Origin of the sequence: Streptomyces sp. PKU-EA00015, from assembly GCF_013387495.1 — a bacterium.
In the GTDB taxonomy this organism is placed as follows: Bacteria; Actinomycetota; Actinomycetes; order Streptomycetales; family Streptomycetaceae; genus Streptomyces.
Genome location: NZ_JABZEE010000054.1, coordinates 1 through 16,260, shown reverse-complemented (window position 1 = coordinate 16,260; position 16,260 = coordinate 1). Strand labels below are relative to the sequence as shown.

The window sequence follows — 16,260 nt, the reverse complement described above, 5'->3', positions numbered from 1 at the left end:
CCCGGACTGGTTTGGTGAGAGGGCGGGTTTCACGGGGGCGAATCCCTGCCTATCCTGAAAGGGCCGCATACCGGTCGCCCCCGCGACCGACGACGAGGAGGACTCCGTGCCGCTCTCGGAGCACGAGCAGCGAATGCTCGAGCAGATGGAGCGAGCGCTGTACGCCGAAGATCCCAAGTTCGCTACAGCGCTCGAGGGAAGCGGGCTGCGTACGTACACCCGGCGACGGGTCTACCAGGCAGTCGCAGGCTTCCTGGTGGGTATCGCGCTCCTCATGGCCGGAATGGTCGCGCAGCAGATCTGGGTCAGCGTCGTGGGCTTCCTCGTGATGCTCGGCTGCGCGGTTCTCGCGGTCACCGGGTGGCGCAAGGCGCCGAAGCCGGGCGAGCAGCAGGCTCCCGGAGGTTCGGCCGGGCGCCGGCAGTCCCACCCGCGAAGGTCGATGATGGACAGGATCGAACAGCGGTGGCAGCGCCGCCGGGACGAGCAACAGGGCCAGTGATCCGGCGGCTGCCGGACCGACACGCAGGGTTGAGGGGCGACGCGTAGAGCGTCGCCCCTCAACCGTGCGTGCATCGTGTTCCGCGCCGGGCCGGCCGCCCCTGGCATGTGCGCCGCCTTCGGGGACCTGCCGCCCGAACGCCGCTGCGGCGTGGTGCGCACGGGCCCCGGCCGCGTTGGGCCGTTCCACCCCGGATTCAGCGGGCTTCTGTACGGCAGCATCCCTGCGTGGCCGGCAGGCCGGCGGGGGCCAGAGGCCCGGACTGAGTCGACGCCCCGCCCGGCCTGGCCCTTGCGGGGCCGAAGCCCGCGCCGGCCCCCGGCCTGAGCCGAGGCCTGCGGGAGGGCGTGGGCGCCAACGAATCCAGGGCCCAGGCCTCCGTCTCGTCCGGGAGGCGACGGCTCAGCCCCGTTGGCGCGTCGGGCGGGGGAAGCGCGTCAGCCAGTCGGGGAGGGTGAAGCGGGGACGCAGGGACTCCCAGCGGGACGACAGCGCCCAGATCACGCGTACCGACGACCGGGGCAGCAGCAGCGCCCGCAGCCGGGTCCGCCGGTTCACGCCCTCCCGCAGGCCGGCCCGGATGAGGTGGGCGTCGTCCGCCAGCCCCGTGGCAGGGCGCGGAACCGGGGCGTACAGGACCTGTTCGAGCGCCCGGGCCGTGCGGTGCATCGCCGCCGCCGGCTCATCCGTCAGCTTGCCCAGCCGGACGATGCGGGCCGCGGCCTTCCGCGGCGTCTGCGACTCGTCGGGCAGGATGCCGAGGTCCCAGGCCGTGTCCGTGATCTCCTGCCAGACCGCCAGCGTCCCGGCCGGATCGTCCACCGGCGCCACGGAACCGGCGCCTGCGGGAGCCGGAGCACCGTCACCGACGGGATCGACGGCCCCGGAGCCCTTCCGCCCCGACTTCGCGCCCGACTTCGGCGGCACCTGGCCCACCGCGCTCAGCCGCCGCGTCCGCGTGGTGATCCGCCACAGCAGCGGCAGCAGAAGCAGGACCAGCACCGCGACCACGCCCAGGCCGGTGAAGAGCACGGCCTGCCACGGGAAGCCCGCGTCCGTCTCCTGCTCGATGTCGCGCGGCGCGGCCGCCCCGCACTCGCCGAGGCGGCGCTCGTGCTCCGGGCAGGCGTCCGGGGCGACCGGCTGCGCCGACGGCTCGGCCGTGTCGCCGGCCTCCGGCCGCGCCGGGTCGGAGGCACCGCCCGACGGCGCCTGCTCCTGCGCGTACTCCGGCACCGAGCCGCGGGTCGGGGTCGGCTCGAACCTGGTCCAGCCCACGCCCTCGAAGTACAGCTCGGGCCAGGCGTGCGCGTCGCGCAGACCGACCGACATCGTGCCGTCGGACTGCGGGCTGCCCGGCGTGAAGCCCACCGCGACCCGCGCCGGGATGCCCAGCGTCCGGGCCATCGCGGCCATCGAGAACGAGAAGTGGACGCAGAAACCCTTCTTCTGCTTCAGGAAGCGGCTGATCGCGGCGACGCCGGTGCCCGAGCGGACCTGCGTGTTGTACGTGAAGCCGCCGTCCTCGGCGAACCACTCCTGAAGCTTCGTCGCCCGCTCGAAGTCGTTGGCGGAGCCCCTGGTCACTCGCAGCGCGGTCTCCTCGACCGACTCCGGAAGGACGTCGGGCACCTGGGTGTACTCGCGCTTCAGCTCCGACGGCGGCGCCATCGCCTGCGCGAGCTGCTCCCGGGTGGGACGTATGACCAGGCTGTTCACCGAGTACTGCACGCCGCCCGTCGTCTGGCCGCGGTCGCCGACCAGGGTCCGCCCGGCCGGCTCGTAACGCCAGCGCCCGCCGATGGCCACCTTCGTCGCCGGGTAGGGCATCGGCAGCCAGCTCTGCTTGTACGAACCCGCGGCCGACAGGTTCGTCTTGATCTCGGTGACACCGACCGCCGGACTCAGCCCGTCCGGCTCCGGCAGCCGATCCGGCACGCCCTGCACCTTGCGCTCGGAGGAGCGCCACGCGGTGCCGTCGAAGCGGTCGAGGGCGACGATGCGCAGGTACATGCCCTGGGTGTCGGGCGCGTTGGTGCGGTAGCGCAGGACCTCGCGGTCCTGCGGCTGGTTGAGGCTGTTCTGAAGCGAGACCAGCGGGTTGACCGCGGAGATCGTGCCACCCCCGCTCCCGCCCCGGCCCGGTCCGCTGCCCGTCCCGTCGAACAGGCCGCCGTCCAGAGCGGGCAGCGCGGCCGGTACGACGAGGGCCACGCCCAGGGCGACCACGCCGATGCGCCGGCCGGTGCGGACCGGGGCGTGGGCCGCCCCGCCGGACTCGAACGGGCCGCCCGGCCGCGCCCGGTTCGGCGGGGGTCCGCCGAACACACGTCCCCACTGGGAGAGCCTGTCGCGGCCCTCGGCCAGCAGGAGCAGCAGATAGCCGGAGGCCCCCAGCAGGAACCAGAGCCAGCCCGCACCGCCGTCGGACAGACCCGCCGCGACCGTGTAGAGCGCGAGCAGCGGCAGACCGGCCGGGGCCGCGCTGCGGTACGTGACGGCCAGCGCGTCGACCGCGAGACCGATCACCAGCACCCCGCCGACGAGCATCAGCCGGATGCCGTCGGTGGCCGGCGCGGGGATCGCATACCGGCTCACGTCGTCGTAGCCCGCGGCGAACAGGTCGCCGAACCGGGCGAACGCCTCCGGGCCCGGAAGCAGCCAGAGGATCGCCGCCTCGCGGACGAACACCACGGTGAGCGCCAGCAGGGTGACCAGCGCCTGCACGCCGATCGTCAGCGCTCCGGCCAGCGGCACCCGCCGGGCCAGCGCGCCGACGCCGCTCTGCAGCGCCAGCAGGAACGCCGCCTGCAGCATCCAGCCGGCCGGATCGACCAGCGGCAGCAGCGCTCCCGCCGCCATCAGCGTGGCGGCGTAGGAGCACAGGGCGAGCCGCGCCCGACCGCTCATGACCAACCCCCCGAGAACCCGTTCGTACCACCGGGAGCCTGGGTGCGCTCCCGTCCCGCCTGCTGCCACAGATCGGTCAGCGCTGTGCCCGGTCGCACGGGCAGCGCCGTCCAGCCCGCCTCGCGCAGCTGCCGCAGCCGCTCGTCGACCGCACCCGTCACCGCGCCGCCGGTCACCCACGTCCCTGCGTCCAGGACGAAGGCGACCGCGGCGCCGCTGCGCTGCCGCATCCGGGCGGCGAGCGCCGCCTGTTCCTCGTCGAGGTCGCCGAAGAAGGCGACGAGCAGTCCTTCGTCGCCTCCGCCGTCGCCGCCGCGCAGGGCGTCGATCGCGCGGGACAGGCCCGCCCCGTCGGAGTGGTCGACGACCGCGAGCGTGTCGAGCATCAGACCGGCGGAGTCCACGGACTCGTGGGAGCCGGCGAAGCCGTCGGCTCCTGCGCCCGGCACCGAGCTGCCCGTGTCCGTCAGCAGCCGGACCGCGAAGCCGCGCTCCATGAGGTGCACCAGCGCGGACGCGGCTGACGAGACAGCCCACTCGAAGGCAGAATCCGGGCCCGCGCCCTGGTAGGCGATCCGGCGGGTGTCCAGCAGGACCGTGCACCTGGCGCGCTGCGGCTGCTCCTCGCGCCGGACCATCAGCTCGCCGTAGCGCGCGGTCGAGCGCCAGTGGACCCGGCGCAGGTCGTCCCCGTAGCGGTAGGCGCGCGGGATGATGTCGTCGTCACCGGCCAGCGCCAGGGTGCGCTGGCGGCCGTCGCCGTAGCCGGACGCCTCGCCGGCCAGCCGCACGGCGGGCAGCACCTCGGTGCGCGGGATGACGGTGAGCGTGTCGAACGCGCTGAAGGAACGCGTCAGTTCGCACATGCCGAAGGGGTCGCTCAGGCGCAGCTGGAGCGGGCCGAGTGGATAGCGGCCCCGCAGGTCGGACCGCACGCGGTAGGACACCTCGCGGCGGCCGCCCGCCTCGACCCGGTCCAGCACGAACCGGGGCCGGGGGCCGAGCACGTACGGCACGTGGTCCTGGAGCATCAGCAGACCCGTCGGCATCCGCGAGACGTTGTCCATGCGCAGATGCACGCGCGCCTCCGCGCCGGCCGGCACCCGTGAGGGGGACAGCCGGCGGCTCGCCGCGACCCGGTAGCGGGTGCGGTAGAGCACGGCGACGCAGATCAGCGGGAGGGAGGCCAGGAGCAGCCCGACCCGCAGCAGATCGCTCTGGCCCAGCACGTACGCGCAGGCCGCGGCGGCCACTCCGGCGGCGAGGAAGGAGCGGCCGCGCGTGGTGAGCCCGCCGAGCGCGGCCCGTACTCCGCCCTTGTCCTTGTCCTCGCCCTCCGGGCCCGGGGGAGCGGCGGGCCGTGCGGCGGACATCACAGCCGCCGGGCGCCGGGCTGCTGCCCGTACAGCGGCGGCTGACCCGCCGGGCCCGTCACGTAGGCGCCGTCGGCGCTGCCGGTCGTGGGCACGGGGGTGCGCTGCACGATGTCCAGGACCACCTGCTCGGCGGTGCGCCGGTTGAGCTGGGCCTGGGCGGTGGGCAGCAGTCGGTGGGCCAGCACCTGCACGGCCAGCGCCTGGACGTCGTCCGGCAGGGCGTACTCCCGGCCGCTGAGAGCGGCGGACGCCTTGGCGGCGCGCAGCAGGTGCAGCGTGGCGCGCGGGGACGCGCCCAGTCTCAGGTCGGGGTGGCTGCGGGTCGCCGCGACGAGGTCCACCGCGTACCTGCGGACGGACTCGGCGACATGCACCGCGCGCACGGCCTCGATCAGCTTCACGATGTCGTGGGCGTGCGCCACCGGCTGGAGGTCGTCCAGCGGCGACACGCCGCCGTGCACGTCGAGCATCTGCAGCTCGGCGGCCGCGCTCGGGTACCCGATGGACACGCGCGCCATGAAGCGGTCGCGCTGGGCCTCCGGCAGCGGATACGTGCCCTCCATCTCCACCGGGTTCTGCGTGGCGACCACCATGAACGGGTCGGGCAGCTCGTAGCTGTGCCCGTCGATGGTGACCTGGCGCTCCTCCATGGACTCCAGCAGCGCGGACTGGGTCTTGGGCGAGGCGCGGTTGATCTCGTCGCCGATCACGATCTGCGCGAAGATCGCGCCCGGCTTGAACTCGAACTCGCGCCGCTGCTGGTCGAAGATCGACACACCGGTGATGTCCGAGGGCAGCAGGTCGGGCGTGAACTGGATGCGTCGCACCGAGCAGTCGATGGACCGCGCCAGCGCCTTGGCCAGCATCGTCTTGCCCACGCCGGGGACATCCTCGATGAGCAGATGTCCCTCGGCGAGCAGCACTGTCAGAGAAAGCCGTACGACCTCAGGCTTGCCCTCGATCACGCTCTCCACCGACCTGCGGACACGCTCCGCCGTCGTGGTCAGATCCGTGAGGCTCGCTCGATCGTCATAGGTCGTCACCCGGCCCTCCTCGGCCCGTTCATAGGGCCTGTGCGCACGACACGGCACGGCCCACCCCGAAACACGGACACCGTCTCCGGAAAGTTCCGGACGGTGTCACACCCGCATTCTTGTTGGCGTCACCGTGTCGTGTCACTCGCCTGTGGACAACTGAGAGGGATATGCCGGGGTTGACCCATTTATCGGGTGGCCGACCGGTCACGCAGCAGGGTCGATCTCCCTGAGCAGACCCGTCGTGACGTCGAAGACGAAGCCGCGGACGTCGTCCGTGTGCAGCAGGAACGGGGACGTGCGCACCCGCTGCATCGACTGCCGCACGTCCTGGTCGACGTCGCGGAACGACTCGACCGCCCATGCCGGCCGCTGGCCGACCTCCTCCTCCAGCTCGATCCGGAAGTCCTCGGTGAGGCTCTCCAGACCGCAGCCGGTGTGGTGGACGAGTATCACGCTGCGGGTGCCGAGGGCGCGCTGGCTGATGGTGAGCGAGCGGATGACGTCGTCGGTGACCACGCCGCCCGCGTTGCGGATGGTGTGACAGTCGCCGAGTTCCAGGCCGAGTGCGGCGTGCAGGTCGAGCCGGGCGTCCATGCAGGCCACCACCGCGACCTGGAGGACCGGACGGGCGTCCATTCCGGGGTCGCGGAAGTCGGCGGCGTAGCGCTGGTTCGCCTCGACGAGGCGGTCGGTGACGGTTTCGCCGGTGCGGACGGCCTCGGCGGGGGACTGCTGTGCAGAAGTCGACATGGCTCGAAGGTAACGGTCACATGGGGTGCGGGCCCGCTGTGAGGCCGGACAAAGAACGTCAACGAGCCTTGTTGTGAGGTAACCCACAAGCGTGGCATCGGGGCAGGTGCGACGCGCTGGCCGGTTGATTGACCGGCCGTACCAGTGGACTAAAGTGACGCGCAGTTCACGGACGTCACCAGCACATTCGGTGGCTTCCCGCACATTTCCCCACACTTCCCCGCGTGCGCGGCGTACGCACGGCCCGGCCCTGACCCGCCCGCGCCGGACCTGAGAGGGCGCATGAGCCAGACCCGACACGTCCCGGTGATGCTCCAGCGGTGCCTGGACCTGTTGGCCCCGGCCCTGCAGAGGCCCGGTGCGGTCGTCGTCGACTGCACCCTCGGCCTCGGCGGACACAGCGAGGCCCTGCTGACGCAGTTTCCCGAGGTACGGCTGATCGCCCTGGACCGGGACACGGAGGCGCTGCGGCTGTCCGGCGAGCGGCTCGCCCGATTCGGTGACCGCGCCACCCTCGTCCACGCCGTCTACGACGAGCTGCCCGGCGTCCTCGACCGTCTCGGCGTCCCACGCGTCGACGGCGTCCTCTTCGACCTCGGCGTCTCCTCCATGCAGCTGGACGAGGCCGACCGCGGCTTCGCGTACGCCCAGGACGCCCCGCTCGACATGCGCATGGACCAGACGACCGGGATGAGCGCCGCGGAGGTGCTCAACACCTACCCGGCCGGCGAGCTGGTGCGGATCCTGCGCGCGTACGGCGAGGAGAAGCAGGCCAAGCGGATCGTGTCCGCGATCGTGCGCGAGCGGGAGAAGGAGCCGTTCAGCAACAGCGCCCGGCTCGTGGAGCTCATCCGCGACGCGCTGCCGCAGGCCGCCAAGCGGACCGGCGGCAATCCGGCCAAGCGCACCTTCCAGGCGCTGCGCATCGAGGTCAACGGGGAGCTCAGCGTGCTGGAGCGCGCCGTTCCCGCAGCCGTCGCCGCGCTCGGCGTCGGCGGGCGCATCGCGGTCCTGTCGTACCACTCGCTCGAGGACCGGCTGGTCAAGCAGGTGTTGGCGGCCGGTGCCGCGAACACCGCGCCCCCCGGGCTGCCCGTCGTCCCGGAGGAGTACCAGCCACGGCTGAAGCTGCTGACCCGCGGCGCCGAGCTGCCCACCGACGAAGAGGTCGCCCAGAACCGTCGCGCGGCGCCGGCGCGTCTGAGAGCGGCGGAGCGCATCCGCGAGGACGTCGCGTGAGCGGGGCCCACAGGCGCGGTTGAGCGGCACACGCGGGTGAACGGCGGCACGGAAGCGATGCGGAGGACACCTTGAGCACAGCGGCCAAGCAGTTGAAAGGGAGGGCCGCACGGCTCGCGCGGCTGATGCCGTCGGGGCCGAGCACCGCCGCCCGCACCCCCTTCGTCCTGCTGGTCGTACTGCTCCTGTCCGGCGGGCTGATCACCCTGCTGATGCTCAACTCCTCCCTCAGCCAGGGCTCCTTCGAGCTGAGCGAGCTGAAGAAGAAGACCACCGAGCTCACCGACCAGCAGCAGGCGCTCCAGCGCGACGTCGACAGCTACTCCGCCCCCGACGCCCTCGAGCGCCGCGCCCGCGAGCTGGGCATGGTCCCCGGCGGCAGCCCCGCCTTCCTCGGCCCGGACGGCAAGGTCCGCGGCGTTCCCGGCAAGGCCACCGCCCTGCCCTCGCCCGACCCCAAACCGCAGCAGGTCCCCGGGACGGCGGGCCCCTCCGTCACGCCCTCGTCGTCCCCCACGGCCGCGCCTCCGGCGTCCCCGGCCCCCTCCGCCCCGACCGTGCCGGCCCCGGCCGCGTCGTCCCCCGCGCCGCCCTCGCCACAGGGCGTCCCCCAGGGGACCGACCCCGCCACCGGCCCGTCCCGCACGTCCCCGCAGCCGACTCCGACGACCACCGGCAGGTGACGCAGTGCCCTCCAAGCAGCCCCCGCGGCGGCGCGTGCCGGGCCCCGCCCGGCGTCCCTCCGCTCCGCCCCCCGGCCGGCCCGCCCGGCGCCCCGCGCCCCGCGGCGTACGCCCCGCCCCGCGCACCATCACGCTGGGCAACCCCCGCCCCCGCCTGCGACTGGTCAGCCTGGGCCTCACGCTCGTGATGCTCGCCTTCGTCGTACGGCTGCTCCAGGTGCAGGCCGTCGACGCCAGCGCCTACGCGGCCAAGGCCGAGAAGAACCGCTATTTCAGCCACACACTCGCCGCCGAGCGCGGCGAGATCACCGACCGGGCCGGGATCGCGCTCGCCACCTCCGTCGACGCGCACGACATCACCGCGGACCCCAAGATGTTCACGCCGAAGGAGAGCAAGGCCCCCGACGCGCCCGAACAGGCGGCCGCGCTGCTCGCCCCCATCCTCCAGACCGACGCCGCCACGCTGGCCGAGAAGCTCAGGAAGCCGGGGTCCCGCTACGCCGTCCTGGCCCGCCGCCAGACCCCTCAGGTGTGGAACCAGATCAAGGACCTCAAGAGCGTCTACGCACAGAAGGCCGCCGCCGACAAGCGCAGGGGCGGCCGCGGCGCCAATGTCCTGGCGGGCGTCTTCCAGGAGCCCAGCAGCAAGCGCGTGTACCCGAACGGCGATCTCGCCGCCGGGATACTGGGTTACGTCAACGCAGAGGGACGCGGCGGCGGTGGCATCGAGTCCATGCTCGACAAGACGCTCGCGGGCAAGAACGGCACGGTCACCTACGCCCAGTCAGGCGGCCGGCGCGTGCCGACCGCCGGCTCCCGCGAGGTGCCCGCCGTCCCCGGCTCCGACATCGAGCTCACGATCGACCGGGACATCCAGTGGGCCGCCCAGAAGGCCATCGAGGACCAGGTCGGCAAGTCCCGGGCGGACCGCGGCTATGTGATCGTGCAGAACACCCGCACCGGCGAGATCCTCGCCATGGCCAACGCCCCCGGCTTCGACCCGAACGACCTCGGTCAGGCCAACGCCGCCGCCATGGGCAACGCCGCCCTCCAGGACGCGTACGAGCCGGGCTCCACCGCCAAGGTCATGTCCATGGCCGCCGTGCTGGAGGAGAAGAAGGCCACCCCGGGCACCCATGTCGTCGTCCCCAACCGCCTGCACCGCGGCGACCGGCTCTTCAAGGACGACATCGACCACCCCACCTGGTACCTCACGCTCAACGGCGTCCTCGCGAAGTCCAGCAACATCGGCACCATCCTCGCGACCGGACAGCTGGGGAAGACCCAGCGCGAGGCCAACCAGGTGCTCCACTCCTACCTGCGCAAGTTCGGCATCGGCAGCACCAGCGGCCTCGGCTACCCCGGAGAGACCGCCGGCATCCTCGCCGAGCCCGCCGACTGGTCCACCTCGCAGCAGTACACGATCCCCTTCGGCCAGGGCCTGTCCATCAACGCGATGCAGGCCGCCTCTGTCTACTCGACCATCGCCAACGGCGGCGTACGCATCGAGCCCACGCTCGTCCGCGGCACCAGGGGTCCCGACGGGCACTTCACCGCGGCGCCCGAGCCGGGGAAGACCCGCGTGGTCGGCGAGAAGACCGCGAAGACGCTCGCCACCATGCTCGAATCCGTCGTCGACGACCGGGAGGGCACCGGCACCAAGGCACGCATCCCCGGATACCGCGTCGCCGGAAAGACCGGAACGGCCAACCGCGTCGACCCCGAACTCGGCCGTTACAAGGGCTACACCGCCTCCTTCGCCGGTTTCGCGCCCGCCGACGACCCGGAGATCACCGTCTACTGCGCCATCCAGAACCCCACCAGGGGCAGCTACTTCGGAGGCCAGATCTGCGGCCCCGTCTACCAAGAGGTCATGGAGTTCGCGCTGAAGACCCTGCAGGTCGCACCGACCGGCAAGGCACCCGCGCGACTGCCCGTGACCTTCGACCCCGGCGAGTGACCGGAGGAACCACCAGTGACAACGATCACCCCGCGACCCGGGAACCGAGCCGGGGACGCCCCCTCTTTTTCCCCCGGGCCGCCCGGGCCCGGTACGCTCACCGCCGTGCCACACGCTGATCAGTACCGAACCACGCAGCAGGACGACCCCGCGAAACACCAGCCGGGGGCGCCCCGCCCGACGCGGCCCCACCCGACAGACCTCGGGGACCTGGCCGCCCGGCTCGGGGTGCATACGCAGGCCCGGGGAGAGATCACCGGCATCACCCACGACTCGCGGGCGGTACGCCCCGGTGACGTGTACGCGGCTCTGCCCGGCGCCCGGTTCCACGGAGCCGACTTCGCGGCGCAGGCCGCAGACCTCGGGGCCGCCGCGATCCTCACCGACGAGGCGGGCGCCGAAGGCGCCGCGGCCACCGGACTGCCGGTCCTGGTCACCGACAACCCGCGCGGCCGGATGGGCGAACTCGCCGCCGAGATCTACGGCCGGCCCGGCGAGAGCCTGCTCCAGATCGGCATCACCGGCACCTCCGGCAAGACCACCACGGCCTACCTAGTCGAAGGCGGCCTGCGCGCGGCCGGCCGCGCCACCGGGCTGATCGGCACGGTCGAGATGCGCATCGGCGACGAGCGCATCAAGTCCGAGCGCACCACCCCGGAGGCCACCGACCTCCAGGCCCTGTTCGCCGTCATGCGGGAACGCGGCGTGGACTCGGTCGCCATGGAGGTCTCCAGCCACGCCCTCGTGCTCGGCCGGGTCGACGGCTGCGTCTTCGACGTCGCCGTCTTCAACAACCTCAGCCCCGAGCACATGGAGTTCCACTCCGGCATGGAGGACTACTTCCAGGCCAAGGCGCAGCTGTTCACGCCGCGCCGCAGCCGGGAAGGCGTCGTCAACCTCGACGACGAGTACGGCCGCAGGCTGGCCGGGGAGGCGACCGTGCCGGTCACCACCTTCTCCGCCGAGGGGCACCCGGACGCCGACTGGCGCGCCGAGGACGTCGAAGTCAGCGCCGTCGGCTCGACGTTCACCGCCGTCGGCCCCAAGGGCGAGCGGGTGCGCGCCGAGGCGCCGCTGCCCGGCCCGTTCAACGTCGCCAACACGCTTGCCGCGATCGTCACGCTGGCCGTGGCCGGAATCGAACCCCAGACCGCCGCCGACGGCATCGCCGCCGTCCCCGGTGTGCCCGGCCGGCTCGAGCGCGTCGACGCGGGCCAGCCGTACCTCGCCGTCGTCGACTACGCCCACAAGACGGACGCCGTCGAATCCGTCCTGCGCTCCCTGCGCAAGGTCACCGAGGGCCGGCTGCACGTCGTCCTCGGCTGCGGCGGCGACCGGGACGTGACCAAGCGCGGACCGATGGGCGCCGCTGCCGCGCGCCTGGCCGACACCGCCGTACTGACCTCCGACAACCCGCGCTCCGAGGACCCCCTCGCGATCCTCGCCGCCATGCTCGCCGGCGCCGCCGAGGTGCCGATCCACGAGCGCGGCGACGTCCTGGTCGAGGCCGACCGCGCCGCGGCCATCGCGGCCGCCGTCGCCCGTGCCCGGCCGGGCGACACCGTCCTCGTCGCCGGCAAGGGCCACGAGCAGGGCCAGGACATCGCCGGAGTGGTCCGCCCGTTCGACGACCGCCAGGTACTGCGCGAAGCAATCCAGAACAGTCAGGGATGAAGTAGTGATCGCCCTCTCCCTCGCCGAGATCGCCGAAATCGTCGGCGGGCAGACGTACGACATACCGGATCCGGCCGTCCAGGTCACCGGCCCCGTCGTCCGGGACTCCCGTGAGATCGAACCAGGCAGCCTCTTCGTCGCCTTCGTGGGCGAACGCGTCGACGGACACGACTACGCGCGCCAGGTCGTCGACGCGGGCGCGGTGGCCGTCCTCGCCACCCGCCCGGTCCAGGCGCCCGCCATCGTCGTGGACGACGTCCAAAGGGCCCTCGGCGCGCTCGCCCGCGCCGTCGTCGAACGGCTCGGCGCCCACGTCGTCGCGCTGACCGGCTCCGCCGGCAAGACGAGCACCAAGGACCTGATCGCCCAGGTGCTCCAGCGCAAGGGGCCCACGGTCTGGACCCCGGGCTCCCTCAACAACGAGATCGGCCTGCCCCTCACCGCCCTGACCGCCACCGAGGAGACCCAGCACCTCGTGCTGGAGATGGGGGCGCGCGGAATCGGCCACATCCGGTACCTCGCCGGGCTCACCCCGCCCCGGATCGGTCTCGTCCTCAACGTGGGGACCGCGCACATCGGCGAGTTCGGCGGCCGCGAGCAGATCGCCCAGGCCAAGGGCGAACTCGTCGAGTCCCTGCCGAAGGACGGCGTCGCCGTCCTCAACGCCGACGACCCGCTGGTCCGCGCCATGGCGTCGCGCACCGAGGCCCGTGTGCTGCTCTTCGGAGAGGCCGCCGACGCCGCCGTACGTGCCGAGAATGTCCGGCTCACGGAGCACGGGCAGCCCTCCTTCACGCTCCACACACCCACCGGGTGCAGTGACGTGACCATGCGGCTGTACGGTGAGCACCACGTGTCGAACGCGCTCGCCGCGGCCGCCGTCGCCCATGAGCTGGGCATGCCTGTGGACGAGATCGCCCTTGCGCTCTCCGAGGCGGGCACCCTCTCCCGCTGGCGGATGGAGGTCACCGAGCGTCCGGACGGCGTGACGGTCGTCAACGACGCCTACAACGCGAACCCCGAGTCCATGCGTGCCGCGCTTCGGGCACTGGCCGCCATGGGCGAGGCCGCACGGGCAAAGGGAGGTCGCACGTGGGCGGTGCTCGGGCAGATGGCCGAGCTCGGGGACGAGGCGCTCGCCGAGCACGACGCGGTCGGACGGCTCGCCGTCCGGCTCAATGTCGGCAGGCTCGTCGCGGTCGGGGGCAGGGAAGCGTCCTGGTTGCAACTGGGCGCATACAACGAGGGTTCGTGGGGTGAGGAGTCGGTGCACGTGTCCGACGCGCAGGCGGCGGTCGACCTGTTGCGCAAAGAGTTGCGCCCGGGAGACGTCGTGCTGGTGAAGGCTTCCAGGTCGGTCGGTCTGGAGCGGATCGCACAGGCTCTGCTCGAGGGCTTCGGCAGCTCCGAGGGTGAGGGTGCCGTCCGATGAGGCAGATCCTGTTCGCGGGAGCCATCGGTCTCTTCCTGACCCTGATCGGTACCCCGCTGCTGATCAAGCTGCTGGCCCGCAAGGGATACGGGCAGTTCATCCGCGACGACGGCCCCCGTACGCACGGCAGCAAGAAGGGCACGCCCACCATGGGCGGCATCTCCTTCATCATGGCGACGCTCATCGCGTACGCGCTCGCCAAGGTCATCACCGGTGAGGACCCGACCTTCTCGGGTGTCCTGGTCCTCTTCCTGATGGCCGGCATGGGCCTCGTCGGCTTCCTCGACGACTACATCAAGATCGTCAAGCAGCGGTCGCTCGGTCTGCGGGCCAAGGCGAAGATGGCGGGACAGCTGATCGTCGGCATCGCCTTCGCGGTGCTGTCCCTCCAGTTCGCCGACAAGCGCGGCAACACGCCGGCCTCCACCAAGCTGTCGTTCATCACCGACTTCGGGTGGTCCATCGGACCCGTGCTGTTCGTGGTCTGGGCGCTGTTCATGATCCTCGCGATGTCGAACGGCGTGAACCTGACCGACGGCCTCGACGGCCTCGCCACGGGCGCGTCGGTGATGGTCTTCGGCGCGTACACCTTCATCGGCCTGTGGCAGTTCCAGGAGTCCTGCGCCAACGCGGAGACTCTGACCAATCCCAACGCCTGTTTCGAGGTACGAGATCCGCTCGACCTCGCGGTCGTGGCCTCCGCCCTCATGGGAGCCTGCTTCGGCTTCCTGTGGTGGAACACCTCGCCCGCCAAGATCTTCATGGGCGACACCGGGTCGCTCGCGCTCGGCGGCGCGCTCGCGGGTCTCGCGATCTGCTCGCGCACCGAGTTCCTGCTCGCCCTCCTCGGCGGACTGTTCGTCCTCATCACCATGTCCGTGGTGATCCAGGTCGGCTCGTTCCGGATGACCGGCAAGCGGGTCTTCCGGATGGCGCCGCTGCAGCACCACTTCGAACTCAAGGGGTGGTCCGAAGTCCTTGTGGTGGTCCGCTTCTGGATCATCCAGGGCATGTGCGTCATCGTGGGTCTGGGCCTCTTCTACGCCGGATGGGCAGCCGACAAGTGAGCGAGTGGCAGGGCAGGAACATCACCGTCGCCGGCCTCGGGGTGAGCGGCATCAGCGCCGCCCGCGCCCTGGCCCGCCTCGGCGCGGCCGTCACCGTCGTGGACGGCGGCGACAGCGACGCGCACCGGGCGCGCGCCGCGGAACTGGCCGAGCTGGGAATCATGGTGCGCCTCGGCACAGCGGCGATCAGCGGCTCCGCTGCGGGGTCGCCGCTGCCCGAGGGCACCGATCTGGTGGTCACCTCGCCCGGCTGGAAACCCTCCAGCCCGCTCTTCGAGGCGGCGGCCGAGGCGGGCGTCGACGTCGTCGGCGACGTCGAGATCGCCTGGCGGCTGCGCGGCCCCGACGCGCCGCCGTGGCTCGCCGTCACCGGCACCAACGGCAAGACGACCACGACGCGGATGCTCGCCTCCATCCTGTCGGCCGCCGGTCTGCGGACCGCCGCCATCGGGAACATCGGCACCCCGATCATCGACGTCGTGACCGGCGACGAGCAGTACGACGTGCTCGCCGTCGAACTCTCCAGCTACCAGCTCCACTGGGCGCCCTCGCTGCGCGCCCACTCCGCCGTGGTCCTCAACCTCGCGCCGGACCACCTCGACTGGCACGGCTCCATGAAGGCGTACGCCGCCGACAAGGGCCGGATCTACGAGGGCAACACGGTCGCCTGCGTCTACAACGTGGCCGACCCGGCGACCGAGGACCTGGTGCGCGAGGCGGACGTGGAGGAGGGCTGCCGCGCCATCGGCTTCACGCTGGGCACGCCGGGGCCGTCCCAACTCGGCGTCGTCGACGGCATTCTGGTGGACCGGGCGTTCGTCGAGAACCGGCAGAAGCAGGCTCAGGAGCTCGCCGAGGTCTCCGACGTCAACCCGCCCGCGCCGCACAACATCGCCAACGCGCTGGCGGCCGCGGCACTCGCCCGCGCCTTCGGCGTGGCCCCGGCGGCCGTACGCGACGGGCTGCGGGCCTTCCGCCCCGACGCGCACCGCATCGAGCACGTGGCCGACGTCGCCGGCGTCGCGTACGTCGACGACTCCAAGGCCACCAACACCCATGCCACGGAAGCGTCTCTGGCCGCCTACGAGCCGATCGTGTGGATCGCGGGGGGACTTGCGAAGGGCGCCACGTTCGACGAGCTGGTCGCCAGGTCCGCGGCTCGCCTCCGCGGTGTCGTACTGATCGGCGCCGACCGTGCCCTGATCCGTGACGCCCTCGCGCGACACGCCCCGCAGGTCCCGGTCGTCGACCTCGACCGGACCGACACTGGGGCGATGTCCGCGGCGGTGGCGGAGGCGGCCTCGCTCGCCCGGCCCGGCGACACGGTCCTGCTGGCCCCCGCCTGCGCCTCGATGGACATGTTCACCAACTACAACGAGCGAGGCGAGGCCTTCGCGGAAGCGGTCCGCGCACTCGCCGCCGAGCACGGCTGACAGCCGCCAGGTCCGGCTGCCGCCGGACACGACTGGAGGGGACAGCGACGATGCCGCCCAGCACGACCGGGTCCGTACCCCCGCGGGGGAGCGCCCCGCGCCCTCCCGGCGCCCGCCCCGCGGCCGTCGGCCGCGTCTCGGCGGCGACCGGCCGTCGGGGAGCCGGCGCCCACCCCACGGGCGCGCCGCTGGAGCGG

The 16,260-nt window shown here is 72.5% G+C and carries 12 protein-coding genes; 8 read left to right on the top strand and 4 right to left on the bottom strand.

Features of this window, described 5'->3' with window-relative positions; translation table 11 throughout:
* Positions 1-106 precede the first annotated feature (106 nt).
* Entirely contained in the window at positions 107-502 is a 396-nt protein-coding gene (locus HW130_RS29355) for a DUF3040 domain-containing protein (RefSeq protein ID WP_177152779.1), read from the top strand.
* Between the two features lie 402 nt (positions 503-904).
* Here the strand turns inward: HW130_RS29355 and HW130_RS29350 are convergent, their stop codons facing one another.
* The 4 genes from HW130_RS29350 to HW130_RS29335 all read right to left on the bottom strand — a co-directional run bounded on the left by HW130_RS29350 (position 905) and on the right by HW130_RS29335 (position 6,575).
* Positions 905-3,412: a transglutaminaseTgpA domain-containing protein gene (locus HW130_RS29350; protein ID WP_177152778.1), complete on the bottom strand. Its 2,508-nt coding sequence runs from the start codon at positions 3,410-3,412 to the stop codon at positions 905-907.
* A complete protein-coding gene (locus HW130_RS29345; protein ID WP_177152777.1) occupies positions 3,409-4,785 on the bottom strand; it encodes a DUF58 domain-containing protein in 1,377 nt (458 codons plus the stop codon). The genes HW130_RS29350 and HW130_RS29345 overlap by 4 nt, the downstream gene beginning before the upstream one ends.
* The gene (locus tag HW130_RS29340) at positions 4,785-5,831 is read right to left on the bottom strand and encodes a MoxR family ATPase (RefSeq protein ID WP_177152776.1); all 1,047 of its coding nucleotides are present in this window, start codon (positions 5,829-5,831) and stop codon (positions 4,785-4,787) included. Before HW130_RS29340 ends, HW130_RS29345 begins: the two co-directional genes overlap by 1 nt.
* A gap of 198 nt (positions 5,832-6,029) precedes the next feature.
* Positions 6,030-6,575, bottom strand: coding sequence for a carbonic anhydrase (locus HW130_RS29335; protein WP_177152775.1), 546 nt, complete (start codon positions 6,573-6,575; stop codon positions 6,030-6,032).
* A gap of 282 nt (positions 6,576-6,857) precedes the next feature.
* On the opposite strand from HW130_RS29335, the gene rsmH reads away from it, so the two are divergent.
* From rsmH to murD, 7 genes are all read left to right on the top strand, one after another.
* Positions 6,858-7,814 carry a 16S rRNA (cytosine(1402)-N(4))-methyltransferase RsmH gene (rsmH, locus tag HW130_RS29330; protein WP_177152774.1) on the top strand — a complete coding sequence of 319 codons (957 nt, stop codon included), beginning with the start codon at positions 6,858-6,860 and terminating at the stop codon, positions 7,812-7,814.
* Positions 7,815-7,885: 71 nt separating this feature from the next.
* Positions 7,886-8,497 carry a septum formation initiator family protein gene (locus HW130_RS29325; RefSeq protein ID WP_256356427.1) on the top strand — a complete coding sequence of 204 codons (612 nt, stop codon included), beginning with the start codon at positions 7,886-7,888 and terminating at the stop codon, positions 8,495-8,497.
* Between the two features lie 4 nt (positions 8,498-8,501).
* Complete coding sequence (locus tag HW130_RS29320) at positions 8,502-10,457, top strand: penicillin-binding protein 2 (RefSeq protein WP_177152773.1); 1,956 nt, start codon at positions 8,502-8,504, stop codon at positions 10,455-10,457.
* Positions 10,458-10,472: 15 nt separating this feature from the next.
* Positions 10,473-12,131 carry a UDP-N-acetylmuramoyl-L-alanyl-D-glutamate--2,6-diaminopimelate ligase gene (locus HW130_RS29315; protein WP_177152772.1) on the top strand — a complete coding sequence of 553 codons (1,659 nt, stop codon included), beginning with the start codon at positions 10,473-10,475 and terminating at the stop codon, positions 12,129-12,131.
* Positions 12,132-12,135: 4 nt separating this feature from the next.
* Complete coding sequence (gene murF, locus HW130_RS29310; protein ID WP_177152771.1) at positions 12,136-13,563, top strand: UDP-N-acetylmuramoyl-tripeptide--D-alanyl-D-alanine ligase; 1,428 nt, start codon at positions 12,136-12,138, stop codon at positions 13,561-13,563.
* Positions 13,560-14,630, top strand: coding sequence for a phospho-N-acetylmuramoyl-pentapeptide-transferase (gene mraY / locus HW130_RS29305; protein ID WP_177152770.1), 1,071 nt, complete (start codon positions 13,560-13,562; stop codon positions 14,628-14,630). The genes murF and mraY overlap by 4 nt, the downstream gene beginning before the upstream one ends.
* Complete coding sequence (gene murD / locus HW130_RS29300; RefSeq protein WP_177152769.1) at positions 14,612-16,063, top strand: UDP-N-acetylmuramoyl-L-alanine--D-glutamate ligase; 1,452 nt, start codon at positions 14,612-14,614, stop codon at positions 16,061-16,063. Before mraY ends, murD begins: the two co-directional genes overlap by 19 nt.
* The last annotated feature ends 197 nt before the right edge of the window (positions 16,064-16,260 follow it).